Genomic DNA, 21,633 nt, shown 5'->3' with positions numbered 1-21,633 from the left:
TATCATGGCCGGCGAAAGACGCACCACTGAAATGATTGCCGGCGGCCGCCGGGCGTCATGTGCTCCTCTCGCCACTCCCGTTCCAACGAAAAGCCGGCGCCGAATTCCGCCGCGAGGGCGGCTGCATCGTAACGCTGGACCGGCAAACCGCTGCACCTTTCCGGCCCGTCTGTTGCGAAGGTGGCGATGATCACGGCGCTGCCCGGCGCCGTGCCGTTTTCCAGTGCCCGACGATAGGCGAGCCGCTGCTCCGGCTGGGTGAGGAAATGAAAAACGGCGCGGTCGTGCCAAACATCGTAGCGGCGCTCGGGTCGCCATGCGGTGACATCGGTTACCAGCCAGGTGACACGGGTGGCATCGCCCCGCAAGCGCGCCTTGGCGATATCAAGCGCCGGCTCAGCAATATCAAGAACGGTGAGGTCGGACCAGCCGCGCTCGACGAGACGGTCGACAAGGCTCGACGTGCCGCCGCCGACATCGATCAGCGCGGCCGTGGCCGGCAGATGCAGCCCGTCAAGCGCCCTGAGCGAAGGCTCCGGCGTCGGCTGATACCAGCTGACGCTGTCGGCGGCTTTCGTGCGGTAGACCTCGTCCCAATGTTCCTGTTTCGTCGCCGTCATCCGCTATCCCCGTCTCCTGCAGCGTCCGATCCTAGCTAATCAGTCATGTAATCATTGGGACGTCTAATACAAACAGCCTTGCGGCCTGGGCGCATGGTTTCAGGAAGCAAGGTGACGATAGACCAGATCGGCAGGATCGGTGCGGGGCGCTCCGGGATCGAGGCGCGCCCCCAGCCGTTCCGCAACGGCGATCGAGGCTGCGTTGCCGGGTGCGATATAACTGACAAGTGACGACGGCTTGAGTGTCGCGAAGGCCCAGCCGCGCAGTGCGAAGGCTGCTTCCGTCGCATAGCCGCGCCCCTCATGCCCCTCGTAAACGAACCACCCCAGCTCCTTTTCCGGGAACAGCGGACCATGATTGATCCCGACCTGGCCGACGCATTCGCCGGTTTCGACAAGGTCAATCATCAGCGCCCCATGGCCGAAAAGCTGCCAGAGAGCGACGTCATGACAGAACATTCCCCACGCTGCCCGCGCATCGAACGGGCCGCCCATTCCGGCAGAGCGTGGCGAAGCCATCAGCCGCGCATAAGCATCGAAGTCGCTGATGTCGGGCAGGCGGAGCGTCAAACGCTCGGTCCGGATTGTAACAGCGCCCGTTTCGGACATGTCGTCGCCTTTCCGCTACTCTTCGAACGCCGGAGCGAACCGAAGCACCCCGCTCGGCGCCGCCCCTCGAAAAACGATCCGCTGCACGAACCGTGTGTCGAGATCGTGATATGTTAATTGCCCGTCGCTGCTGAAGCCGGCACCACCGTAGACCTCGGGATTGCCGATCAGCGCGCATCCGCTCGCGCCCATCGCCTTCAGCGACTCGATTCCCCTGGCGATCAGCGCCCTGCCGATGCCCTGCCTCTGTCTCTGCGGCGCGACCGAAATCGGGCCCAGCCCGAACCAGCCATCATGCACACCATCGATCGTCACCGGCGAAAACGCGACATGGCCCAGGATCTCCCCCTCCTCATCGGCAACCAACGATATCGCCAGATCGCCGCTCAGGCGAAGCCGCCGGATGATCTCCGCTTCCGTGCCCTCGCTATAGGGCATCGGCTTGAAGGCAGCTGAAATCAGATCCTCGATCGCATCGACATCTGCCGGCATCTCGTAGCGGATATGCACCCTGTAGTCCTCCGGAACGATCTTCCGCAAATGCCATGAAGGGAAGTCGAAAATCAACAATACAGCTGGCTCAAACAGAAACAACACAGGTGTCGGCCTAGGCAATGCACTTCACGAAAAAGCCCGGCGCGGCGGCCGGGCTTTCCTTTCCATGTCCTCCGCGAACCTCAGAAGGTCGCAGCGCCGCTGCCCCAAGGGCCATGGTGGAAATCCTTGCCATCCAGCCGATCGAAGCCGTGGGCGCCGAAGAAATCGCGCTGGGCCTGGATGAGGTTGGCTGTTCCCCTGCCCTGGCGATAGGCGTCGAAATAGCTGAGCGCCGAGGTCAGCGCCGGCACCGGCAGCCCGGCGGCGAGAGCGGCGGTCACGACACGGCGCAGCGCCGGGATCGATTCCTTGACCATCGCCGAGAAAGCCGGCGTGACGATGAGATTCGCCGCGTCAGGCGCATCGGTGAAGGCCTTGGTGATCTCGTCGAGGAACTGCGAGCGGATGATGCAGCCGGCGCGCCAGATCTTCGCAATAACAGGCATCGGCAGCGACCAGTTGAACTCCTTGGAAGCTTCCGCCATCACGGCGAAGCCCTGCGCATAGGCCCCGATCTTACCGGCAAACAGAGCCAGTTCCAGATCCTTGTTGAGCTCGGGACCGTAGGCGGTCGAAAAGGCGTTGCCGAGATTGCCGAAGATCTTCTCGGCTGCTTCGCGCTGCGATTTCATTGAAGAGAGGCTGCGGGCGGCGACTGCGGCTTCGATCGCCGTTGCCGGGATACCCATGTTCTGCGCCTCGATCGCCGACCATTTGCCGGTACCCTTCTGACCGGCTTTGTCGAGGATCATGTCGACCATCGGTCCGCCGGAGACGGGATCGCTTGCCGCGAGCACCTTTTCGGAAATTTCGATCAGGTAGGAGTTCAGCCTGCCCTTGTTCCAGTCGCCGAAGATGCCCGAGATTTCGGAGGCGCTCTTGCCGAGGCCGTCGCGCAGGATGCCATAGATTTCGGCGATCATCTGCATATCGGCATATTCGATGCCGTTGTGAATGGTCTTGACGAAATGGCCGGCGCCGTCATTGCCGAGCCAGGCGACGCAGGGCTCGTCATTGTAGCGGGCGGCAATCGAAGTCAGCACCTTCTCGACGCGCTTCCACGATTCCTCGGTGCCGCCGACCATGATCGACGGTCCGTGGCGCGCACCCTCTTCGCCACCGGAAACACCCATGCCGATAAAGGTGAGATCTGTGTTCTTGAGGCGGTCGAAGCGGGCGACGGTGTCGCGGAAATTGGCGTTGCCGGCATCGATCATAATGTCGCCCTTGGAGAGATGCGGGCGCAACGCTTCCATCTGCTGGTCGACGGCGTCACCGGCCTTGATCATGATGATGATCGGACGCGGCGGCCGGATCGCATCCACGAACTCCTCGATTGTTTTGCAGGGAATGATCTGCTTCTTCAGATCACCGGCGCTTTCGTAGAATTCGTCGGTTTTCTCAGGCGTGCGGTTGAAGACCGCAATTTTATTGCCTTTCTCCGCGATGTTGAGCGCCAGGTTGGAGCCCATGACCGCAAGGCCGATCAGTCCGATTTCTGCCTTTTCCACGACAAACCTCCGATGTGTCATTTGGACCGGTGTTGTGGCACTCTCTTGCTCAAACGGCAAGTCTGGCAAGGGTCTAATCGGTTCGCAAAACCTATGAATTGCGACCTTGATGATTCGACTTGTCCGACAACCTCCAATCGGAGCTTGGCCGAAAGCCGCAACTTCACCCGGCCTGCGCGCAAGCCCTATCTCGTGTATCATGCGAACGGACCTCGGGAGATATCGCTTGGTATCGAAAAGACCACCAGATACGGCGCTGCTTGCGGCCCGCGCCGGTCGCTATCGCGAATATGCGCCGCCGCCGGCGCTGAGGCGCCATTTCAGCCGCCTCTGGTCGAATACGCTCCACGACGGACCGCCTGCAGCTGTGGCGATCGTGCCGGACGGTTATTGCGATCTGCTTTGGATGGACGGCCGGCTTGATGTCGCCGGCCCCGACAGGACGGCTGCCTTTCCCGCCATCCGGCCGGGCTCGACAATCATCGGCGCGCGTTTTGCGCCGGGCGCCGCGGCCTCCTGGCTGAGGACGCCGCTCTCGGCGCTGGTCGGGCTCTCCGTGCCGCTTGCCGAGATCGGCCGGAGAGACACGAGCGAATTCGAGGCGCGGCTCCGCGATTGCCCTGATCCCGAGACCGCCGCAGCGCTTTTCGGCCGTTTGCTTGAAGAAGCCGCGTGCGATGAAGATGAGCCCGCCCGCGACGCCGCCTTGATCTTCGCCGCTGCCGACAGCGGCCGCCCGGCCTCCAGCCTGCCCGACCGGCTGGGCATGAGCGAACGGCAGCTGCGCCGCCGCTGCCACCACCATTTCGGCTACGGCGCAAAGACACTGGAACGCATCCGCCGGTTCCAGCGTTTCCTCGACCTCTGCCGCAGGTCGGACACGATGTCACTCGCGCGCATCGCACTTGAAGCGGGCTTTGCCGACCAGGCCCACATGACGCGCGAAGTCGGCGCGCTCTCGACGCTGACGCCCGCGCTCATCCTCGACCAACTCGGCATGCGGGAAGAAGTATCTGGCTGACCGTTTTGTTCAAGACGCTGCCGGCCGGCCCTATTATTTCAGGGACAGCAAAATACAAGGACCTCCAAGCCATGGCGACAATGCCTGCAAAAATCATCCATAGATCCATCGAGCGCGACTGGCGCGACGTCTACGATTTCGCCGGCAAGCCGGAGAACATGCCGCTCTGGGCCTCCGGCCTTGCGACCGGCTTCGAGCCCGACGGCGCCGACTGGATCGCCCATGGTCCCCTCGGCACCATCAAGGTGAGCTTCGTGCCGACCAATGAATTCGGCGTGATCGACCATACGGTGACGATCGAATCCGGGCTCAGGGTTTATAATGCCCTGCGCATCGTGCCGAACAGCGATGGCTGCGAGGTCATGTTCACGCTACTGCGCCTGCCCGGCATGACGGACGCGCAGTTTGCCGCCGATGCCGCGCATATCGAGAAGGATCTCGTCATGTTGAAAGCCCTGATGGAGAGATAGATGGCTCAAAGCTCCGAAAACAACGACCGCCGCATCGATTATGTCGAATTCAACGTCTCCGACATCGCCGCCGCCAAGGAATTCTACGGCTCGGCCTTTGGCTGGCGTTTTACCGATTACGGCCCGAACTACTGCGAATTCGACGACGGCCGGCTGAAAGGCGGCTTTACCGATTTCGGCCCGGTGCGGCCGGGCGGCCCGCTGGTCGTCGTCTACGCAAGGGATCTGGAAGAAGTGCTGACCTCGGTCGAACGAGCCGGCGGCACGATTTGCCGGCCGATCACGGATTTTCCCGGCGGCCGCCGCTTCCATTTTCTCGACCGCGACGGATACGAACTCGCCGTCTGGGCGACCGCATAAATCGGATTACCGATCCATCACGATCAGAGCGCCGATCACCGTGCCGCCGGCATCGCGCAGCGGCGACATGCGACAGCGGACCTGCCGCGATCCGCCGCCGCAAGGCGGGCGCTCATAGGCGTAGTCGATCTCCTCGCCGGCAAAACAGGCGTCCAGCTTGTTCTTGGCGCATTCGGCAAAGCGTTCCTCGCCGATGAACTCGGATAGGTGACGCCCGATGAGCTCCATCGGCTTCCTGTTGAGATGGGCGCTGTTGGCAGCATTGGAATAGAGGTAGCGGTAGTCCTTGGTCAGCACCGCCACCCGATCCGGCAGGCTTTCTAGGATCGCCGCGTTGAGGAACTGGCCGTTGTCGGTCTCCGGCACGTAGGCTGCCGGCGGCTCGATGCGCACATCCTGCGGCGAAGGCGCCCGCCAGTCCGGCGCATTCGTGCCGAAATAGCGATCGAGCAGGAAGGAAAGCACTGCCGTATGTTCTCTGACGCTGGCGCTGTCGTCGGCGTCACGGGCGAGAAGATGGCTGACGAACTGCAGTTGCATGTGGACTTCAAGCAGATTGCTTGCCCGGGAGGCCAGAATGGCCTCGACCAGCGGCTCGACGTGCCGGTCGAGCGACATGACGCGCCGGTCGTCGCCGAGACGTATGGCTTCCTCTATTTGCGCGCAACGCAAGGAAAAGGCTCGAAAAAGCTCCAGCAAGACGCCTCCCACTCCCATTGTCCCAAGTGGCGTGTCCGAATGACGTGGCTACATTTTCCTAAAATGCATCCTGAGGTGGACGTTATTCGCGCCCTGGTGGTGACGGCTAACATGAAGTTTACTCGGTTTCAATCCGAGAACACCTGCCGCTTTTCACCGCTGATAAATCAGGGTGTGCTTTTTCAATGCGCGAGCGTCTTCTTGATCTGCCAGCGGTCGTGATACCACAGCCACTGTTCCGGATATTCCCGAACCCAGCTTTCCACCTTGTCGTTGAGCAGCTGAGCAGCGGCCGGCAGGTCGAGATTGCCTTTGACGTCACGCGGCATCTCCAGCCGCGGCTCGATTTCGAGCCGGTAGCGATTCCCCGGCAGGCGGATGCAGCGCGCCGGATAGACCTCGCAGTCGAACTGACGCACCAGCTTCGGCAGTAGCGGATTGGTCTTCACCTCGCGTCCGAAGAAAGTGCCCTTCAGGCCCTTGCCGAATTTCTGGTCGACGAGCACGCCCACCCCCTGGCCCGCTTCCAACTGGCGTGCGAGCGCGAAGGAGGAGCCGGCATGCGATGGCACCAGCTTGCCCATGCGCGCGCTGCGGAAATCGAACACCTTCTTGGCGACATAGGGATTGTTCGGCGGCCGGAAGAGCACGGTGACGGTGAGCCCGAAGGCAGCACCTGCCACCGGCAGCAGCTCGAAATTGGCCGTGTGGCCGGTGAACACGATGAAGGGTCGCGGATTGTCGCGGAGGTCGAGAAAGATCGGGATGCCCGACACCTCCACCCTGCCCGGTTCCGATTTTTCGGGATCATAGTCGAAGAGCTGGTCGAGGAAGACGTATTCGGCCGCCAGCCGGCCCATGTTTCCCCAGCTGGCGAGCGCAATCTCCTCGATCTCGGCGTCGCTCTTCTCAGGGAAAGCGTTGCGCAGATTGACGAGCATCAGTCTGTGGCGGCGGGTCCGCCGGCCGAGACGGCGCATCACCTTGTCGGCAAAGCGGATCGCGCCATCGGCCGGAAACAGCTTCAATATATTCAGGAAGCCGAACATCGCCTGCGCGACCAGCCATTGCTGGAAATTCCTGAGCGCCAGAACGATCCGGGTGATGATCAGCTTCACGTGGGCTCAATCCATCTTCAGAATGATCTTGCCGAAGATCTGGCGCGATTCCATCCGCTCCAGCGCCCGGTCGATATCGTCGAAGCCGACTTCGGTGTCGATGACGGGATGGACGAGCCCACGGCCCATCTTCTGCATCGCATCCGCCATGTTCTCCATGCGGCAGCCAAACGAGCCGAACAGCTTCAATTGCTGCTGGAACAGCATCATCAGGTTCATCTCTGTGGAAACGCCCGATGTCGAGCCGCAGGTGACGAGACGCCCGCCGCGCTTCATGCAGAGCATCGAACCTGCCCAAGTGTCCTTCCCCACATGTTCGAAGACGACGTCGACACCCTTCTTCCTGGTGAGCTTGCGCACCACGCCTTCGAAGCGATCGGTCCGGTAGTTGATGACGTGATCGGCGCCGAGCGCCTTGGCCTTCTCGATCTTGTCGTCGGAGCCGACCGTGGTGATCACGGTGCAGCCGATCTTCTTGGCAAGCTGGATCGCCGCCGTACCGATGCCCGAGCCGCCGGCATGGACGAGGATCGTCTCGCCGGGCTCGAGCTTGGCATTGTCGAACAGCATATGTTCGACCGTACCGAAGGTGACGGGCGCCAGTGCCGCCCCAATGGCATCGACGCCGGGAGGCGCGGGAACCAGCAGACGCGCCGGCAGATTGACCTTTTCCTGCGCGAAACCGTCCAGATGGAAACCGTGCACGCCGGAGACGTGTTCGCAGAGATTGTCGCGGCCTTCGCGGCACGGGCGGCAGAGGCCGCAGGTACGTGCGCCATAAATCGAGACCAGCTGGCCAGGCAGCACGTTGGCGACGCCTGGCCCGATCGCCTCGACGACGCCGGAGGCCTCCGCGCCGATGACGAGCGGCATCTTGCGCTTGGCAAAGGCCATGCCGCGCCAGCCCCAGACGTCGATATGGTTGAGCGCGACCGCCTTGACGCGCAGCGTCACCTCGCCCGCAGCAGGCGCGTCCGGTTCCGGCAGGTCGGTGATCTCAAGCTTGCGGTCGTCGATCAGTTGCAAAGCGCGCATGGCAAAATCCCTCGCCTCGAAGGCGTTTTTCTTGTCATCAAAATTGTCGGGAACCGCTTAAGCCGGTTCGAGCGCCATGACAAGGCTGGCATTCTGCCCGCCGAAGCCGAAGGAGTTGGAAAGCACGGCCGAAACCGGGGCCTCTCGCTTCTTGTTCGGCACGACATCAAGCACGATCGACGGATCGGGATTGGTGTAGTTGATCGTCGGCGGGAGCGTGCCCGTCAGCATCGTCTGCAGCGAGAACACCGCCTCGACCGCGCCGGCCGCCGTCAGCGTATGGCCGATCATCGACTTGTTCGACGAAACCGGAATGCCGACGAGCCGTTCGCCGAAGACGGCAGACATTGCGCCATATTCCATCTTGTCGTTCTCAGGCGTCGAGGTGCCGTGCGCATTGATGTAGCCGATGCCGCTCTCGTCGATGCCGGCATCGGCAAGCGCCGCCCGGATGGTCGAAATCGCCGGACCGCCGTCCGGCGACGACCGGGTGCGGTGGAAGCTGTCGGCCTTGTCGCCGGCGCCCTTCATGATGCCGAGCACCTTCGCGCCGCGGGCAACTGCCGATTCCAGCGATTCCAGCACCAGCGTCGCCGCACCCTCGGCAATGACGAAGCCGTCGCGATCCTTGCTGAACGGTTTGGAGGCCTTGGTCGGCGGATCGTTCTGCGTCGAAAGCGCCGACAGAAGCGAAAAGCGTATCAGCGCTTCGGCGCTGAGCGACCCGTCGGTGGCGACCGTCAGTGCACGATCGGTGCGGCCCTGGCGGATCGCCTCGATACCGAGTTGGATAGCGGTGACGCCGGAGGCGCAGGCCGTCGACAACGTCACGGGAAGGCCGCGCGTGCCGAACCGGTCGGCAAGGCGCTCGGAAATCGCACCGAACAGTGCCGCTTCGTGGAAGGCCGGGTCGGGCCGCTGGCGCAGCGCCGTCAGGAAGCGCTCATAGGCATCGCCCGGATGCTCGGCGGCCGGCGAACGGTCTGCAAGCTCGAAACGGGCACTCCATTCCGGCTCGATCGGCGGCGCCGCAAGGAACAGCGGGCCATTGAAATCGCCTGACAGACCGGCGTCGGCCAACGCCTCGACGGTCGTCTCGCGCGCGAATGCATAGGAGCGCTCGACGGCGTTCGGCACGGGGATTTCGATGAAATCGACAGTGCCGGCAATCCGTGTCGAGAGACCCTCTGTGGGAAAGCGGTTGATCGCGTGGATGCCCGAGATTCCGGAGGAAAGGGCGGTCCAGTTATCCTTGAGGCCCTGGCCGAGCGAGGTGATGATGCCCATGCCGGTCACCGCGACGATCGGTCGACCGAGGTGATCCCTGTAAGCGGAAGCTGTCATATATCTCTCTCCTCACGCCTCTGCGGAAAGAACGGCGACGCCCTCGCCGCGCTGATGTCCTACCGTCGTTACGACGGCTGCCTTCGTGCCCGCCTTCATCGGCGCTTCGTGGGCTGTATCGAAGGGCGGAACCTTGGCCTTAGCATCGATGGCAAGAGCTGCGAGCGCCAGCCCCAGCGGAAACTGAGCTTCGATCGTGTGACCGGAAACGCCGCCGAAGCCGCGGATCGCAGCACCCGGAAGCTGATGCTCCAGCACCGCCTTCTCGCGGGCGGCGATCTCGTGCATGCCGGTCGAGCCGGAGAAGATCGCCGTGGTCTCTGCCGGCAGCTCGGCGGCGGGCTTCAACAGCCGTTCCATGCGCGTTTCGAAATTACCGGCGCCGCGATTGCCGCGATCGCCTTCGACGGCGCTGATCGTCGCATAGATGTGCGCGCCGCGCTCTTCCGCATGCTTGCGCGATTCCAGCACCAGGAAAGCGCCAGCGGAACCGGTGATCATGCCGCCACCATCGAGGCCGGAGCGCGACCAGAGCGGCGCCCATTGCCCGCGCGTGTGGGCGCCGACTGCTTCGGTGAGCAGGATCATATCGGGGCGCTCGGCGGCAAAGGCGCCACCGACCAGCGCGTGGGTGGATTCACCGGAGCGGATGCGCCAGAAAGCGGTCTCGACGGCGGAAACACCCGACGCTTCCTCGCCCATGAAGGTACGCGAGGAGCCGGTGACCTTGTGAACGATGGAGATGTTGCCGGCAAGCAGGTTGGAAAGCTGCGCCAGGAACAGCGTCGGCCTCAGCTCGGTCGTCAGCTTCTCGTTGAGCAGCAGTTCGCGGTCGTTGCGCTTCAGGCCCTCGTCGACGATCAGCGTGTCGACGTTGATATCGCGCTCGCCGCCGCCCGCCGCAACGATCATGTCCATCGTGCCGCAGGCCTCGATATTGTCCTTGAACCCTGCGTCGTCAAGCGCGAGACCGGCGGCAAACACGCCGATGCGCTGCCAGTTCTCCATCTGGCGCTGGTCGCCGCGCTTGGCGATCTGCTGCGACCAGTCGATCTCGGGCAGCGGATGCACCGGATAGGGTTTGAATTTCTCGGTCTCGACGATAGCCGTCGGCGCGCCCTCGGCCGAAAGCAGCGCGATATGCGCATCCTTGCCGACGCCTTGACAGGTGACGATGCCGACGCCTGAAATGACGACGTCGTTTGCAGCCTTGCTCATCCAATCACTCCCTGCGCTGCGATCGCTTCGAGAAGCCCGACCTCGCCGGCGCGTTTTTTCACGATATCGCCAAGCGGAACCTCGCTGAATGGCATGGTACGCAGTTTCAACTGCGCATCGCAGACCTTCTTGCCGCCGCTGGTGATCTTGGCCTTGGTGACCGCGAAACCCGATCCGTCATGCTCCAGCACCGCCTCGATGTCGAGCACGGCTTCCGGCTCGACGAAGGTGCGCATCTTGGCGCCGTCGACCGACATCAGGAAGGGCATGGCAGCAAAATCGGTGGCGGCAAGCACCAGCATGCCGGAGGCTTGCGCCATCGTCTCGATCAAAAGCACGCCGGGAACGAGCGGCATGCCGGGAAAATGGCCTTCGAAGACGGGGCTCTTGGCCGGCACGACGGATCGCGCCGTCAGCGTAGCCTTCTTCAGGTCCACCGCTTCGACGCGGTCAATCATCTGGAAATATTCCAGCAGCATTCGGATCCTCCGGCCCGACAGGCCGTATCCGCCCGCCGGTGACGCCTGAAGCGCGTCGCACTTCAGGTCTTTGTTTTTGTGCCTGCCGTTGTCCCAAGACCGCTGCACACTTTTGGGCGGCGTGCACTAATTAGGAACGAAACCGCCCGGCCGCCATAGTCAGGGCGGCAGGGCGTTCAAAAAAGACTGGTGTGTCGCTCAGGCCTTGGCGGCTTTGAGCTCGTCGATCTTGGCGCAGAGGTTCTTCAGCACGAAATATTCTTCGGTGGAAACCTTGCCTTCGTTGACTTCCTGCGTCCACTTTTCGAGCGGGATCTTGATGCCGAATTCCTTGTCGATCGCAAAGACGATATCGAGGAAATCGAGGCTGTCGATACCGAGGTCGTCGATCGTATGGCTCTCCGGCGTGATCGTGGCGCGATCGATCTCGCTGGTTTCTGCAATAATGTCGGCAACTTTATCGAATGTAGCGGTCACGCGCTGTACCTCATGAAATGACGATTTAAACCCCCTCATAGGCAAATCCATTTCAAAAGCCAATGCTTTCGTCCCGGCGTTGCGGCAATTTGCCGGTCGGGTGTTGCCTAAACAGCAATGGAATGGCGGCCCATGCAGGCCCCAAAGGCAGGAGGCGATGCCATTGCGCAAAAGCCGCCCCGTCCGCCGGATGCCAAGCGCCGTCCGAATCAAATCCCTCGAGGCTGGCGCGACGCACCAAAGCGCAAGCACGCCATCTACAGCAGCTGAGACCCGGAAAAGTTTGATCTGGATCAAATCGCAGCCGCTTCGAAATTGATATTCATCAAGCCCGGCGGGAAGAAATCAGGATAGCCGAAACCGCCACCGCGGCGTAATCGTTATTGTACGCGAGCCATGCCCCGGACATGCCGCGAGTTTTGATGGGATCAGGACATGGATATCGCACGCTATGAGATTCCCGACGCCGGCACGCCAGTCGCCTGCCGTTCCTGCCAGGCGCGGCACGGCGTCGTCTGCGGCGCCCTGTCGAGCAGCCAGTTGAAGGAGCTCGGCCGGCACTCGCTGCGCCGGAAGGTGGAAGCCGGTTCCGAAATTGTCGCGCAAGGATCGGAAAGCTCGTTCTATTCCAATATCATGCGCGGCGTGGTGAAGCTCTGCAAGGTGATGCCGGACGGCCGCCAGCAGATCGTCGGCCTGCAATTCGCCCCTGATTTCGTCGGCAGGCCCTTCGTGCGCGAAAGCACGCTATCGGCCGAGGCTGCGACCGATGCCGAATTATGTGTTTTCCCGCGCAGCCTGCTCGACCGCATGATAGCGGAGACGCCAGAGCTGCAGCGCAGCCTGCACGATCAGGCGCTGAGGGAATTGGACGCCGCGCGCGAATGGATGCTGACGCTCGGCCGGCGCACGGCGGAAGAGAAGGTCGCAAGCCTGCTTTACCTCATTGCCGCCCACGCGGAACCGCAAACGGCGACAAGCACCGCTTTCGACCTGCCGCTATCGCGCGCCGAGATCGCTGATTTTCTCGGGCTGACGATCGAGACCGTCAGCCGGCAGATGACACGATTGCGCAAGAGCGGCGTCATCCACATCGAGAATTTCCGACACATCCTCGTGCCCGATATGGACGCGTTGGAGAGGGTTAGCGCGTGATGACCACCCGGGTATTGGCAAGCCCGGCCTGCCGCGCCAGCGAGAAGAACTGCGCCGCATTGTCGGGATGCAGACGCACGCAGCCGTGAGAGGCCGGCCTTCCCAGGCGCTTCAGATCGAAGGTGGCGTGAACCGCGTAACCGCCGTTGAAGAACACGGCGTAGGGCATCGGCGCGTTGTCGTATTTGCGCGACCGGTGATCGCGCGACAGCCACTTGGCGCTCCACGTACCGGTCGGCGTGACATAGCCGCGGCGTGCTGTCGACACCTTCCAGCGATACTTGACAAAGCCGTTCTTGGTGACGGTCATCGTCTGCTTGTCGATGCTGATCTTGGCAACCAGCGTTGCTGCCTCAGCCGCAGCCAGAGAAAACTGCAGCAATAAACTTGCGGCCGCAGCCGCAAAGATCTTCTTCATGATAGCCCCTCTTCGCACCCGCGCATTTTAACTGCGCCCTCACGACAGAGAGACTACGACGATACTTATTATATAGCTTTAACCCGAATGGTAATCACAATTCTAACGGGGAAAGCCCGGGATTGGGCGCCGCAGGAGACGCGTCGCCCTCCTACTGCAGCTTGCGCGCCGCCGAAGGCTGCTTCAACTGCTGATAAGCCTTGTTCATCTTCTCGCGGATCGAGGCCATCGTGCCGAGATTATGGCCGCAGGCGGCGCAGGTGATGATGTCGGTCTCGCGGATCTCTGGGCGCTCGAATTTCATCTTGGTGCTCTTGCACTTCGGGCACGGTAATTCAACCTGAACTGTCATCGCTCTACTTCCGATCTGATAGGATACGAGGCGGTTCGAATAAACGTTTGCACTGGCCGTGTCCACCGGACCGTCAATTCCTACAGAAAACACAAAAACAACCCGAATGTGAAACCGGTCAGCACCATGCAGCTGGCGTGAAACACCGAAACACCATCCTCGATATCACCAAATGTCGCGATATCCCGCCCGGGATTATTGATCATCGGCTCGGTAACGAGCACGCCGCCATAGATGCGCGGTCCGGCAAGCTGAACATCCAGCGCACCCGCCATCGCCGCTTCCGGCCGTCCCGAATTCGGCGAACGGTGCAGGCCGCCGTCGCGCATCGCCACCCGGATCGCCTCGCGGCAGGCGCTGGTGCCGCGCCGGATCCAGGCGCCGGCCGCAATCAGCAGGATCGAGAGGCGCGCGGCCGGCCAGTTGGCGACATCGTCGAGCCGGGCAGCCGCCCAGCCGAAATCGATATATTTTTCCGATCTGTGGCCGATCATCGAATCCGCCGTGTTCAGCATCTTGTAGGCAAGTAACCCTGGCAGGCCAAAGACGGCATACCAAAGAGCCGGTGCGACGACGCCATCGGAGAAATTTTCGGCAAGGCTTTCGATCGCTGCGCGGCAGACGGCCGGCTCATCCAGAGTCTCGGGATCGCGCCCGACGATGCGGGAGACGGCGGCCCGCCCCCCTGCCAGCCCGTGGTCGCGCAGGCCGACGGCAACGGCGGTGACATGATCGGCAAGGCTCTTCTGCGCGAGAAAGATTGCCACCAGTCCCGTCTCAAGCAGGAGGCCGGCCAGGCCGAACAGCGCGAAAAACCGGTCGAGCACGAATCCCGCCGACAGGGCAAGCAGCAGCAATGCGAGGATGGCGGCGACGCCATTCATCCGGCGTTGGTGACCGGTGAGGCTTGAAGGGTTGAGCTGCTGGTCGGCATAGGAGATCGCCGCGCCGAAGACCGCAACGGGATGCGGCACCCGCGACCAGAGCCATTGCGGATCGCCGACGATCCGGTCGAGCAACAGCGCCAGCAGCAGCACAAGAAGGTTTTGGTCGATCGTCATCGCTCAAATCTCTGAAGGACTTCGCCAAGCCGCAGGTCCGCCGCCGGATCGGGCGTCAGCCCGAAACGCAACCATCCCGGCGCATAGTCGAACTTGCGGACGAGAATATGATGCCGGCAGAGATGCGTGTAAATGTCGCTCGCCCTGGCATCGTCGACGAGGGTAAACAACGCTGTGCCTCCTGCGATCCGCAACCCGGCGTCGGTCAGAACCGCATGAAGACCGGCGGCGCGCTCATCGATAAGCCGGCGGATGGGAGCAACATCCGACCGCAGCAGCGAGCCTGTTATCGAAAGCGCCGGCCCGGAGACTGCCCAGGGGCCGAGCCACTCCTCGAAACGCTTGAGAATATCGTCACGCGCAATCGCAAAACCCAGCCGCAGGCCGGCGAGCCCGAAAAATTTGCCGAAGGAGCGGAAAATGACCAGGTTTGAGAGCCTCCGAGCGTTGCCGGCGAGACTGACCGCCGGATCGGCATCGCCGAAGGCCTCGTCGACAACGAGAAGTCCGTTTGCCGCCTTCATTCTGTCATGCAGGCTAATCAGCGTTTCGACTGGCCATCTCAGCCCGTCGGGATTATTCGGATTGACGACGACGGCAAGCCGATGCCCGGCGCCGATCGAAGCGAGATCATCGACGGCATCGACTTCATAGCCGGCCGAAATGAAGGCGCGCGCATATTCGCCATAGGTCGGCGCCACGACGGCGACCCTGCCGTCCACCATCGCGACCCCGTCGCCAGTCCCGGCGCCCATACCCTTTGTTAGCAACCGTGGCAGAAGCTGGATCACCGATTGCGTGCCGGGCACCGGCAGCGGCAGGATTTCGCCGCTCCCATAATAATCGCGCGCAGCCCGCCTTGCCTCATCGACCAGATAGCTGTCCGGCAGGCGGTGCCAAGCCCTTGCCGGGATCTCCGGCAGAGCGACCGGGCACGGATTGATGCCGGTGGAAAGGTCGAGCCAATCCTCCGGCCTGCCGCCAAAAGCGGCAGCGGCGGCGGTAATGCCGCCACCATGGGCGATCGGCGCGCTCACGCGGAGATCCCGGCGAGATCGATCAGATGCATATACGACCCCGCCACCTGGCCGCGCCGGAGCCCTGCCGGGCCGAGATCGGTTCCAATCGCATCCCGGACGTGAAACAGCCGCTCGCCGTCACCTTCGGAGACGAGGGTGGAATAGTGGAATTCATGTGCCGTCATCGCCCGATGAAAAATCGCATGATCGACCGGCATGACGTGGCGATAACCGAGATGGCGTTTGCGTGCGGCATAGTTGGTGACGACGGGCAGCAGGCCGAGCATTTCGTGACGCTTGCCCTCTGCGTCGATCAGCCCTTCGCCGAGCACCATGTAGCCGCCGCACTCGCCATAAATCCGGATGCCGCGCGCCGCCGCATCGAGCAGGCCGGCGCGGAAATTCGGCCCCTGGGAGAGCTTGCCGGCATGCAGTTCGGGATAGCCGCCGGGCAGATAGATCGCATCCGCATCGGCAGCGGGCGCCTCGTCGGCGAGTGGCGAAAAGAAGGAAATCGCAGCACCCCGCCGCCGCCAGCCAAGCAGCATATGTTCATAAGAAAAGGCGAAAGCGATATCGCGGGCCACCGCAATGGTAGCGCCGAGCGGCGGCAGGCGATCGATATTGGCGGCCGATGGCCGGTTGAGGCCCTGCCTGGCGATACGCAGCAGAAATTCGAAATTGCATTCCTCGGAGACGGCATCCGCCGCCTGCTCGATGAAGCTTTCAAGGCGCGCATGTTCCCCCGCCTGTACAAGGCCGAGATGGCGCTCCGGCAAGGCAAGCGCCTTATCGCTGCCGATCACGGCGATCACCGGCATGCGGATCGCCTCGAGCGCCTGACGCAGCATCGCCTCGTGCCGGTCGCTTCCGACCTTGTTGAGGATGACGCCGGCAACGCGGACATCGGCGCGGAAGCCGGCAAAACCGGCAACCAGCGGCGCTACCGATTGCGACATCCGCGAGGCATCGACGACCAGTACCACGGAAAGGCCGAGCTGGGCGGCCAGATCCGCCGCCGTCCCCTTGCCGTCGGCCGCCCCGTCGAACAGCCCCATCATCGCCTCGATGACGAGGATACGGTCGCCGGAGCGATGAAGAGCGGCATTGGCTGAGATCAGCTCCGGCCGCATCGCCCAGGGATCGAAATTCAGACAAAGCGTGCCGCCTGCGGCCGCATGGAAGGCGGGATCGATATAATCGGGGCCGGCCTTGCCGGGCGCGACCGCGATGCCGCGCCGACGCAAAGCTCTGAGCAGGCCGAGCGTCACCGTCGTCTTGCCGGCACCGGAAGAAGGAGCTGCGATCAGGAGGCCGCTCATGCCAGCACCTGGCCAGACTGGCGGAACGGATCGGGCTGCAGCCGTCGTCCGGCGAGAGCGCCGAGCCAATCGAGCGAGGCTCGGAGCCGCACCACCTCGCCGACGACGACCACCGCCGGCGGCTCGAGCCCAGAGGCGGTGACAGCCTCGGTCGCCTGCCCAAGCGTCGTCTCCAGCACCTGCTGTGCACCGGTCGCCGCATTGCAGACGAAAGCCACCGGCTCGGACGGCGAGCGGCCCGAAGCAATGAGTTTGGCGCTGATCTGTGCGATGTGCTTCATCGCCATGTACATGACGATCACGGGCGAACCCTTGCCAATCGCTTCCCAGTCGATCCTGTCAGGCACGATGCCGGAGGAATCATGGCCGGTGAGAAACGTCACCGCATGATTGATCTCGCGATGCGTCACCGGAATGCCGGCATAGGCAAGTCCGCCGATACCGGCGGTGATGCCTGGCACGATACGGAACGGGATATTGTGTTCGACCAGCGTCAGCGCCTCCTCGCCGCCGCGCCCGAAAACGAAGGGATCGCCCCCCTTCAGCCGCAGCACCCGCTTGCCGGCACGCGCTAACTCCACCAGCCGCAGCGAAATGTCGCGCTGTTTCGCCGAGGGCTTGCCGCCGCGTTTGCCGGCATATTCGAGTTCGGCGCCGAGATGCGCGAGCCTCAGACAGTCCTCATTGACCAGCGCGTCATGGACGATCACATCTGCCTCGGCGAGCCCCTTGGCGGCCAGCAGAGTCAGCAGGCCCGGATCACCCGGACCGGCCCCGACCAGCCAGACGCTGCCCGGCTCCAACGCCGGCAAATGGGAAAATGCGCTATTCAACATTTTGTTGATCTAGGCCCAGCAAGGGCCAAGGTCAACGCCGCCCGCGCCACCTCACTTGAAGTTGCTGAAACGAGGATGAATCACTTTGCGAACAAGCGGATTCCAGATCGCAGGAAAGATCCGCAGCAATATGAATACATTATAATATCACCCCTCGACCGACTGCGCGGCTCCGCCGGCGCGCCCAATTAGTTTGCTGGGCGAATAATGGCCGCCGCGAGCAATCCCGGCGTTGCGGAGATCAAGCGGCCGTATTGCTGTGGCCTTGTGCCGAGGATGACTCCAAGCGACGCCTGCTGTGGCCAAGCACAATGCAATCGGCTTTGAAGACACTCAGCTGCGAAGCAGCGTATCGCGGATCAGCTTCAGGACCTTTTCCGACGCAATCCCTGTGGTGACGATCTGGCTCGGCCGATCATCCCAATCGCCGGGCGGGAACCGGCGACCGTCCGGCTTGACGATCGTCTGGCCGTCGGCAATGCCGCCGCAGACGACGCGCACCGCGCCCGATATCGACGAGAACAGTTCCGGCGCCACGACATAGACCGCAGCGCAGCTGTCATGCACCATCATGCCGTCATCGACCGCATGCTTGTAGAAATCGATGTAGGACTGCGAGAGTGCGTCGAGCAGCTTCACCGCCCCATCGCCCTCGGCCGCCATCTTGCCGAGATAGCTGCGGCTCATGGTGGTGATCGAGGTAACGTCGAGACCGATGACGGCGACCTTCCACGGCGCGGTCATGACGATGTCGGCAGCCTCGGGATCGCCGTGAATGTTGGCCTCGGCGACCGGCGAGACATTGCCGGGGACATAGAAATTGCCGCCCATGATGACGACGTCCTTGACCAGGTTCGCGATCTCTGGATCTTCCTTCAGCGCCCGCGCCAGATTGGTCATCCGGCCGACCGCGACGAGGCGCACCTCGCCTGGATGGGCGCGCACGGTTTCGATGATGAAGCGGTGCGCCGGGCGCGGATCGAGCGGCAAATCGATCGTCTTTGGAACCTCGATATCACCGAGACCGTTGTCGCCATGCACCATGGAAGGCCATTCCCGCTCGGCGCGCGCGGCGTCGATGGTGATGCTGGCGCCCTTGGCGACGGGCGCCGGAATGTCCCATTCGCGCTTGAGGAAGAGTGCATTGCGCGTCGTCGTCTCGACCGAGGCATTGCCGAAGACCGTGGTAATGCCGATCAGATCGATTTCGGGATGGCGATGCAGGAAGAGAAGCGCCATGGCGTCGTCAACGCCCGGGTCAGTGTCATAAATGACCTTGTGCATGATTTTTCCTCTAGATGTGAATCGCGAGGCTGCCGGTTGGCGCCGCGAATTGCCGCCACCATAGCGACCATCAGGCTTTCTGCAACCCGCCGCGGGCGACTGCCGCCGTCGCCCGCGCCGATTTGATTTTGCCAAGCACCAACTCGGCATCATCGCCGATCGCCGCAAGCGCCGCGGATTCCGCAACACCATGGCAGCCGACGCGAGCAAAAACGATGGCCGACGGATTTTTGAGCCGCGGCGTTTCCCGCTCCAGCCGCGGCGCGTCGAAGAATACGGCCGGCACGGAAAAATGCCGGGCGATTGCCAGGATTGCCGCCTCCTGACGGCGGCTGTCGATAGAAGCAATGGCGGCGAGTTCCTCCCCACCGATACCGGCTGCCGCCAGCGCCGCGGTGGCCAGCGCCTGCACCTCCGCGACCGGCGTCCCGTGCTCGCAGCCGAGCCCGAGCACATAACGCCGTCCCGGCTTGAAAGAAATGTCGCTCATGAAGCAGCCGAATGTACCCTTGCTGTGTCCTTGCAGCCATTGCAGCATGGAGGGGGAAATGCAACAAGACCCGCTGAAAGCCCCTTCTGGAATAGCATCTTGCCTGACATCGCCCTTCATCTGCTTCTGCTGCTCTGCGCGGCTGCCTTCTTTGCCGGTTTCGTCGATGCCATTGCCGGCGGCGGCGGCCTGATTACCGTTCCCGCGATGTTGATCGCCGGCATCCCGCCGCTGCAGACGCTCGGAACCAACAAGGTGCAGTCGATCTTCGGCGCCGCTTCCGCCACGCTCGCCTATGCCCGCAAGGGCCATGTGGAGCTTGCCGAGCAGCTGCCGATGGCGCTGATGGCCGTTATGGGCGGCGCCCTCGGAGCCGCTCTTGCGACGATCGTACCCGGACAGGTGCTGCAAGCGATCATGCCGGTGCTGCTTTTGGCGATCGCGATCTTCTTTGCCGTCAAGCCGAACCTCAACGACCTCGACACCCACCGTCTCATCACGCCCTTCGCCTTCGGTCTGACGCTGGTGCCGGTCATCGGCTTCTATGACGGCGTCTTCGGTCCCGGGACAGGGTCCTTCTTCATGCTCGCCTTCGTCACCCTCGCCGGCTTCGGCGTGCTGAAGGCCACTGCCCATACAAAGCTTCTTAATTTGGGCTCGAATTTCGGCGCGCTGATCGTCTTCGCGAGCTTCGGCGCGATCCTCTGGAAGATTGGGCTGTTGATGGGTATCTGTCAGTTCCTCGGCGCGCAGCTCGGTTCACGGCTCGCAATGCGCATCGGCGCAAAGCTGATCAAGCCGCTGCTCGTCATCGTCTGCGTCGCCCTTGCGGTCAAGCTGCTCTCCGATCCGGCAAATCCGCTGCGTATCTGGCTCGGCATCTGAGCCAGCGCCCATTACCTCAGGCGTAATTGATAGGGCGCACCGCCTTCCCGCATGATCGCGCTGCCTGGAACTGACGGGCGATCAAAAGGAGATGACCTGATGAACGACGCAAAGCCGAGCGCTACCTCGCCATCTGGAACGAGAAGGATGGCGCTCGCCGCCGCGCTCTCATCGCGGAGAGCTGGGCGGAAGCGGCCACCTATGTCGATCCGCTGATGCGCGGCGAAGGTCATGAGCAGATCAATGCGCTGGTCGAGGCCGTACAAAGCCGCTTCCCCGGCTTCCGCTTCGAACTGATCGGCGCGGCCGACGGCTATGGCGATAATCTGCGCTTTTCCTGGGGGCTCGGGCCTGAAAACGGCGAAGCGGTGATCAAAGGCACGGATTTCGCCGAACTCGACAGCGGCAAGCTGAAATCCGTGCGCGGCTTCATCGACCAACTGCCGGCAGCCGCCTGATGACGCCGGCCGCCCGCTCCCTCGGAGATCACCTGCGCGAGTGGCGCCAGCGCCGACGCATGAGTCAGCTCGACCTGGCGCTGGAGGCGGAGATCTCGCAACGGCATCTGAGCTTCATCGAGAGCGGGCGCGCGACACCCAGCCGCGAAATGCTGCTGCATCTTGCCGAACGGCTGGAAGTGCCTCTCCGCGACAGAAACCCGCTGCTGCTGGCGGCGGGTTTTGCCCCCATCTTTGCCGAACGCAAGCTTGATGACCCTGCCCTCGAGGCGGCGCGACGCGCCGTCGACATGGTGCTGAAAGGGCACGAGCCGTTCCCGGCACTGGCCGTCGACCGCCACTGGACGTTGGTCGCGGCCAACGCCGCCATCGCTCCCTTGCTCTCAGGCGTTGTCGATCAGTCGCTGCTCGCGCCGCCCGTCAACGTGCTGCGCCTCAGCCTGCATCCGCAGGGATTGGCGCCGCATATCGTCAATCACAGTGAATGGCGTGGCCACCTCCTCGAAAGGCTGCGTCAGCAGATATCGGCCTCGGGCGATCCTGTCCTGGAAAAGCTGTTGAAGGAGCTTCGGTCCTATCCGGTGTCGGAACGGCCCGGCGAAAACCACGCCGACTATGCCGGTATCGCCGTTCCCCTCCGGCTTGCAACCAAAGCCGGCTTGCTGTCGCTGATCTCCACAACGACGGTCTTCGGCACGCCTGTCGATATCACCTTATCGGAGCTCGCGGTCGAATCCTTCTTTCCCGCGGATGAGGAAACGGCCGCGATCCTGCGCGGCCTTGCGCTCAACTGAC

At 62.8% G+C, this 21,633-nt stretch carries 26 protein-coding genes; 7 read left to right on the top strand and 19 right to left on the bottom strand.

Annotated elements, in window-relative coordinates:
• Positions 1-2 precede the first annotated feature (2 nt).
• The 4 genes from GA0061105_RS00860 to gndA all read right to left on the bottom strand — a co-directional run bounded on the left by GA0061105_RS00860 (position 3) and on the right by gndA (position 3,358).
• The gene (locus tag GA0061105_RS00860) at positions 3-620 is read right to left on the bottom strand and encodes a class I SAM-dependent methyltransferase (RefSeq protein WP_092747411.1); all 618 of its coding nucleotides are present in this window, start codon (positions 618-620) and stop codon (positions 3-5) included.
• Positions 621-719: 99 nt separating this feature from the next.
• A complete protein-coding gene (locus GA0061105_RS00855; protein WP_064691911.1) occupies positions 720-1,229 on the bottom strand; it encodes a GNAT family N-acetyltransferase in 510 nt (169 codons plus the stop codon).
• A 15-nt stretch (positions 1,230-1,244) separates the two neighbouring features.
• Positions 1,245-1,739 (bottom strand): GNAT family N-acetyltransferase, encoded by a 495-nt coding sequence (locus GA0061105_RS00850; RefSeq protein ID WP_092748259.1) that lies wholly within the window; start codon positions 1,737-1,739, stop codon positions 1,245-1,247.
• A gap of 167 nt (positions 1,740-1,906) precedes the next feature.
• The gene (gene gndA / locus GA0061105_RS00845; protein ID WP_208601607.1) at positions 1,907-3,358 is read right to left on the bottom strand and encodes an NADP-dependent phosphogluconate dehydrogenase; all 1,452 of its coding nucleotides are present in this window, start codon (positions 3,356-3,358) and stop codon (positions 1,907-1,909) included.
• Between the two features lie 205 nt (positions 3,359-3,563).
• Between gndA and GA0061105_RS00840 the strand changes: the two genes are divergently transcribed.
• The 3 genes from GA0061105_RS00840 (at position 3,564) to GA0061105_RS00830 (ending at position 5,188) form a co-directional block, all read left to right on the top strand.
• A complete protein-coding gene (locus GA0061105_RS00840; RefSeq protein ID WP_245304196.1) occupies positions 3,564-4,358 on the top strand; it encodes a helix-turn-helix domain-containing protein in 795 nt (264 codons plus the stop codon).
• Between the two features lie 71 nt (positions 4,359-4,429).
• Positions 4,430-4,828 carry a polyketide cyclase gene (locus GA0061105_RS00835; RefSeq protein ID WP_092748257.1) on the top strand — a complete coding sequence of 133 codons (399 nt, stop codon included), beginning with the start codon at positions 4,430-4,432 and terminating at the stop codon, positions 4,826-4,828.
• Positions 4,829-5,188 (top strand): VOC family protein, encoded by a 360-nt coding sequence (locus tag GA0061105_RS00830; RefSeq protein ID WP_064691915.1) that lies wholly within the window; start codon positions 4,829-4,831, stop codon positions 5,186-5,188. It begins immediately after the preceding gene.
• Between the two features lie 6 nt (positions 5,189-5,194).
• On the opposite strand, the gene GA0061105_RS00825 is transcribed toward GA0061105_RS00830, so the two are convergent.
• The 7 genes from GA0061105_RS00825 to GA0061105_RS00795 all read right to left on the bottom strand — a co-directional run bounded on the left by GA0061105_RS00825 (position 5,195) and on the right by GA0061105_RS00795 (position 11,558).
• Positions 5,195-5,887 (bottom strand): PAS domain-containing protein, encoded by a 693-nt coding sequence (locus tag GA0061105_RS00825; RefSeq protein WP_208601606.1) that lies wholly within the window; start codon positions 5,885-5,887, stop codon positions 5,195-5,197.
• Positions 5,888-6,069: 182 nt separating this feature from the next.
• Positions 6,070-7,005: a lipid A biosynthesis lauroyl acyltransferase gene (locus GA0061105_RS00820; protein WP_064691917.1), complete on the bottom strand. Its 936-nt coding sequence runs from the start codon at positions 7,003-7,005 to the stop codon at positions 6,070-6,072.
• 6 nt (positions 7,006-7,011) lie between these two features.
• Entirely contained in the window at positions 7,012-8,040 is a 1,029-nt protein-coding gene (locus GA0061105_RS00815; RefSeq protein WP_064691918.1) for a zinc-binding dehydrogenase, read from the bottom strand.
• A gap of 57 nt (positions 8,041-8,097) precedes the next feature.
• Positions 8,098-9,384: a beta-ketoacyl-ACP synthase gene (locus tag GA0061105_RS00810; protein ID WP_092747405.1), complete on the bottom strand. Its 1,287-nt coding sequence runs from the start codon at positions 9,382-9,384 to the stop codon at positions 8,098-8,100.
• Positions 9,385-9,396: 12 nt separating this feature from the next.
• On the bottom strand, positions 9,397-10,602 hold the full coding sequence (locus GA0061105_RS00805) for a beta-ketoacyl-ACP synthase (protein WP_092747403.1): 1,206 nt from the start codon (positions 10,600-10,602) through the stop codon (positions 9,397-9,399).
• Positions 10,599-11,081: a 3-hydroxyacyl-ACP dehydratase FabZ family protein gene (locus GA0061105_RS00800; RefSeq protein ID WP_092747401.1), complete on the bottom strand. Its 483-nt coding sequence runs from the start codon at positions 11,079-11,081 to the stop codon at positions 10,599-10,601. Before GA0061105_RS00800 ends, GA0061105_RS00805 begins: the two co-directional genes overlap by 4 nt.
• A 198-nt stretch (positions 11,082-11,279) precedes the next feature.
• On the bottom strand, positions 11,280-11,558 hold the full coding sequence (locus GA0061105_RS00795) for an acyl carrier protein (RefSeq protein WP_003540486.1): 279 nt from the start codon (positions 11,556-11,558) through the stop codon (positions 11,280-11,282).
• Between the two features lie 435 nt (positions 11,559-11,993).
• Here GA0061105_RS00795 and GA0061105_RS00790 point away from each other — a divergent pair, with 435 nt between their 5' ends.
• Positions 11,994-12,713, top strand: a complete 720-nt coding sequence (locus tag GA0061105_RS00790; protein ID WP_092747399.1) for a Crp/Fnr family transcriptional regulator — start codon at positions 11,994-11,996, stop codon at positions 12,711-12,713.
• Here the strand turns inward: GA0061105_RS00790 and GA0061105_RS00785 are convergent.
• The 8 genes from GA0061105_RS00785 to GA0061105_RS00750 all read right to left on the bottom strand — a co-directional run bounded on the left by GA0061105_RS00785 (position 12,703) and on the right by GA0061105_RS00750 (position 19,495).
• Positions 12,703-13,131: a L,D-transpeptidase gene (locus GA0061105_RS00785; protein WP_092747397.1), complete on the bottom strand. Its 429-nt coding sequence runs from the start codon at positions 13,129-13,131 to the stop codon at positions 12,703-12,705. The genes GA0061105_RS00790 and GA0061105_RS00785 overlap by 11 nt on opposite strands.
• A gap of 151 nt (positions 13,132-13,282) precedes the next feature.
• Positions 13,283-13,483, bottom strand: a complete 201-nt coding sequence (locus GA0061105_RS00780; RefSeq protein WP_028756576.1) for an ECs_2282 family putative zinc-binding protein — start codon at positions 13,481-13,483, stop codon at positions 13,283-13,285.
• Positions 13,484-13,563: 80 nt separating this feature from the next.
• Positions 13,564-14,544 (bottom strand): adenosylcobinamide-phosphate synthase CbiB, encoded by a 981-nt coding sequence (cbiB, locus tag GA0061105_RS00775; protein WP_092747395.1) that lies wholly within the window; start codon positions 14,542-14,544, stop codon positions 13,564-13,566.
• Positions 14,541-15,581, bottom strand: a complete 1,041-nt coding sequence (gene cobD, locus GA0061105_RS00770; RefSeq protein WP_092747393.1) for a threonine-phosphate decarboxylase CobD — start codon at positions 15,579-15,581, stop codon at positions 14,541-14,543. Before cobD ends, cbiB begins: the two co-directional genes overlap by 4 nt.
• A complete protein-coding gene (locus tag GA0061105_RS00765; protein ID WP_092747391.1) occupies positions 15,578-16,885 on the bottom strand; it encodes a cobyrinic acid a,c-diamide synthase CobB in 1,308 nt (435 codons plus the stop codon). Before GA0061105_RS00765 ends, cobD begins: the two co-directional genes overlap by 4 nt.
• Positions 16,882-17,721 carry a uroporphyrinogen-III C-methyltransferase gene (gene cobA, locus GA0061105_RS00760; RefSeq protein WP_064691927.1) on the bottom strand — a complete coding sequence of 280 codons (840 nt, stop codon included), beginning with the start codon at positions 17,719-17,721 and terminating at the stop codon, positions 16,882-16,884. The genes GA0061105_RS00765 and cobA overlap by 4 nt, the downstream gene beginning before the upstream one ends.
• 333 nt (positions 17,722-18,054) lie before the next feature.
• Entirely contained in the window at positions 18,055-19,005 is a 951-nt protein-coding gene (locus tag GA0061105_RS00755) for a nucleoside hydrolase (protein WP_092747389.1), read from the bottom strand.
• Between the two features lie 70 nt (positions 19,006-19,075).
• On the bottom strand, positions 19,076-19,495 hold the full coding sequence (locus GA0061105_RS00750; RefSeq protein WP_092748255.1) for a cobalamin biosynthesis protein: 420 nt from the start codon (positions 19,493-19,495) through the stop codon (positions 19,076-19,078).
• A 99-nt stretch (positions 19,496-19,594) separates the two neighbouring features.
• Here GA0061105_RS00750 and GA0061105_RS00745 point away from each other — a divergent pair, with 99 nt between their 5' ends.
• The 3 genes from GA0061105_RS00745 to GA0061105_RS00735 all read left to right on the top strand — a co-directional run bounded on the left by GA0061105_RS00745 (position 19,595) and on the right by GA0061105_RS00735 (position 21,632).
• Positions 19,595-20,380 (top strand): TSUP family transporter, encoded by a 786-nt coding sequence (locus GA0061105_RS00745; protein WP_092747387.1) that lies wholly within the window; start codon positions 19,595-19,597, stop codon positions 20,378-20,380.
• Positions 20,381-20,511: 131 nt separating this feature from the next.
• A complete protein-coding gene (locus tag GA0061105_RS00740) occupies positions 20,512-20,838 on the top strand; it encodes a nuclear transport factor 2 family protein (RefSeq protein WP_092747385.1) in 327 nt (108 codons plus the stop codon).
• Positions 20,838-21,632 carry a helix-turn-helix domain-containing protein gene (locus GA0061105_RS00735; protein ID WP_092747383.1) on the top strand — a complete coding sequence of 265 codons (795 nt, stop codon included), beginning with the start codon at positions 20,838-20,840 and terminating at the stop codon, positions 21,630-21,632. Before GA0061105_RS00740 ends, GA0061105_RS00735 begins: the two co-directional genes overlap by 1 nt.
• Position 21,633: the final 1 nt, after the last annotated feature.

This window comes from Rhizobium aethiopicum, from assembly GCF_900094625.1.
Classification (GTDB): domain Bacteria; phylum Pseudomonadota; class Alphaproteobacteria; order Rhizobiales; family Rhizobiaceae; genus Rhizobium; species Rhizobium aethiopicum.
Note: the sequence above shows the minus strand (reverse complement) of the source record. Positions and strands in the feature narration are given on the sequence as shown.

Bases quoted from the DNA above. Each gene is read 5' to 3' on its own strand.
- GA0061105_RS00860 (WP_092747411.1), bottom strand. From the start codon at position 620: ATGACGGCGACGAAACAGGAACATTGGGACGAGGTCTACCGCACGAAA.
- GA0061105_RS00805 (WP_092747403.1), bottom strand. From the start codon at position 10,602: ATGAGCAAGGCTGCAAACGACGTCGTCATTTCAGGCGTCGGCATCGTC.
- GA0061105_RS00735 (WP_092747383.1), top strand. From the start codon at position 20,838: ATGACGCCGGCCGCCCGCTCCCTCGGAGATCACCTGCGCGAGTGGCGC.
- GA0061105_RS00815 (WP_064691918.1), bottom strand. From the start codon at position 8,040: ATGCGCGCTTTGCAACTGATCGACGACCGCAAGCTTGAGATCACCGAC.
- GA0061105_RS00830 (WP_064691915.1), top strand. From the start codon at position 4,829: ATGGCTCAAAGCTCCGAAAACAACGACCGCCGCATCGATTATGTCGAA.
- GA0061105_RS00835 (WP_092748257.1), top strand. From the start codon at position 4,430: ATGGCGACAATGCCTGCAAAAATCATCCATAGATCCATCGAGCGCGAC.
- GA0061105_RS00790 (WP_092747399.1), top strand. From the start codon at position 11,994: ATGGATATCGCACGCTATGAGATTCCCGACGCCGGCACGCCAGTCGCC.
- GA0061105_RS00765 (WP_092747391.1), bottom strand. From the start codon at position 16,885: ATGAGCGGCCTCCTGATCGCAGCTCCTTCTTCCGGTGCCGGCAAGACG.
- GA0061105_RS00785 (WP_092747397.1), bottom strand. From the start codon at position 13,131: ATGAAGAAGATCTTTGCGGCTGCGGCCGCAAGTTTATTGCTGCAGTTT.
- GA0061105_RS00855 (WP_064691911.1), bottom strand. From the start codon at position 1,229: ATGTCCGAAACGGGCGCTGTTACAATCCGGACCGAGCGTTTGACGCTC.
- GA0061105_RS00780 (WP_028756576.1), bottom strand. From the start codon at position 13,483: ATGACAGTTCAGGTTGAATTACCGTGCCCGAAGTGCAAGAGCACCAAG.
- cobA (WP_064691927.1), bottom strand. From the start codon at position 17,721: ATGTTGAATAGCGCATTTTCCCATTTGCCGGCGTTGGAGCCGGGCAGC.
- GA0061105_RS00755 (WP_092747389.1), bottom strand. From the start codon at position 19,005: ATGCACAAGGTCATTTATGACACTGACCCGGGCGTTGACGACGCCATG.
- gndA (WP_208601607.1), bottom strand. From the start codon at position 3,358: ATGACACATCGGAGGTTTGTCGTGGAAAAGGCAGAAATCGGACTGATC.
- GA0061105_RS00750 (WP_092748255.1), bottom strand. From the start codon at position 19,495: ATGAGCGACATTTCTTTCAAGCCGGGACGGCGTTATGTGCTCGGGCTC.
- GA0061105_RS00800 (WP_092747401.1), bottom strand. From the start codon at position 11,081: ATGCTGCTGGAATATTTCCAGATGATTGACCGCGTCGAAGCGGTGGAC.
- cbiB (WP_092747395.1), bottom strand. From the start codon at position 14,544: ATGACGATCGACCAAAACCTTCTTGTGCTGCTGCTGGCGCTGTTGCTC.
- GA0061105_RS00810 (WP_092747405.1), bottom strand. From the start codon at position 9,384: ATGACAGCTTCCGCTTACAGGGATCACCTCGGTCGACCGATCGTCGCG.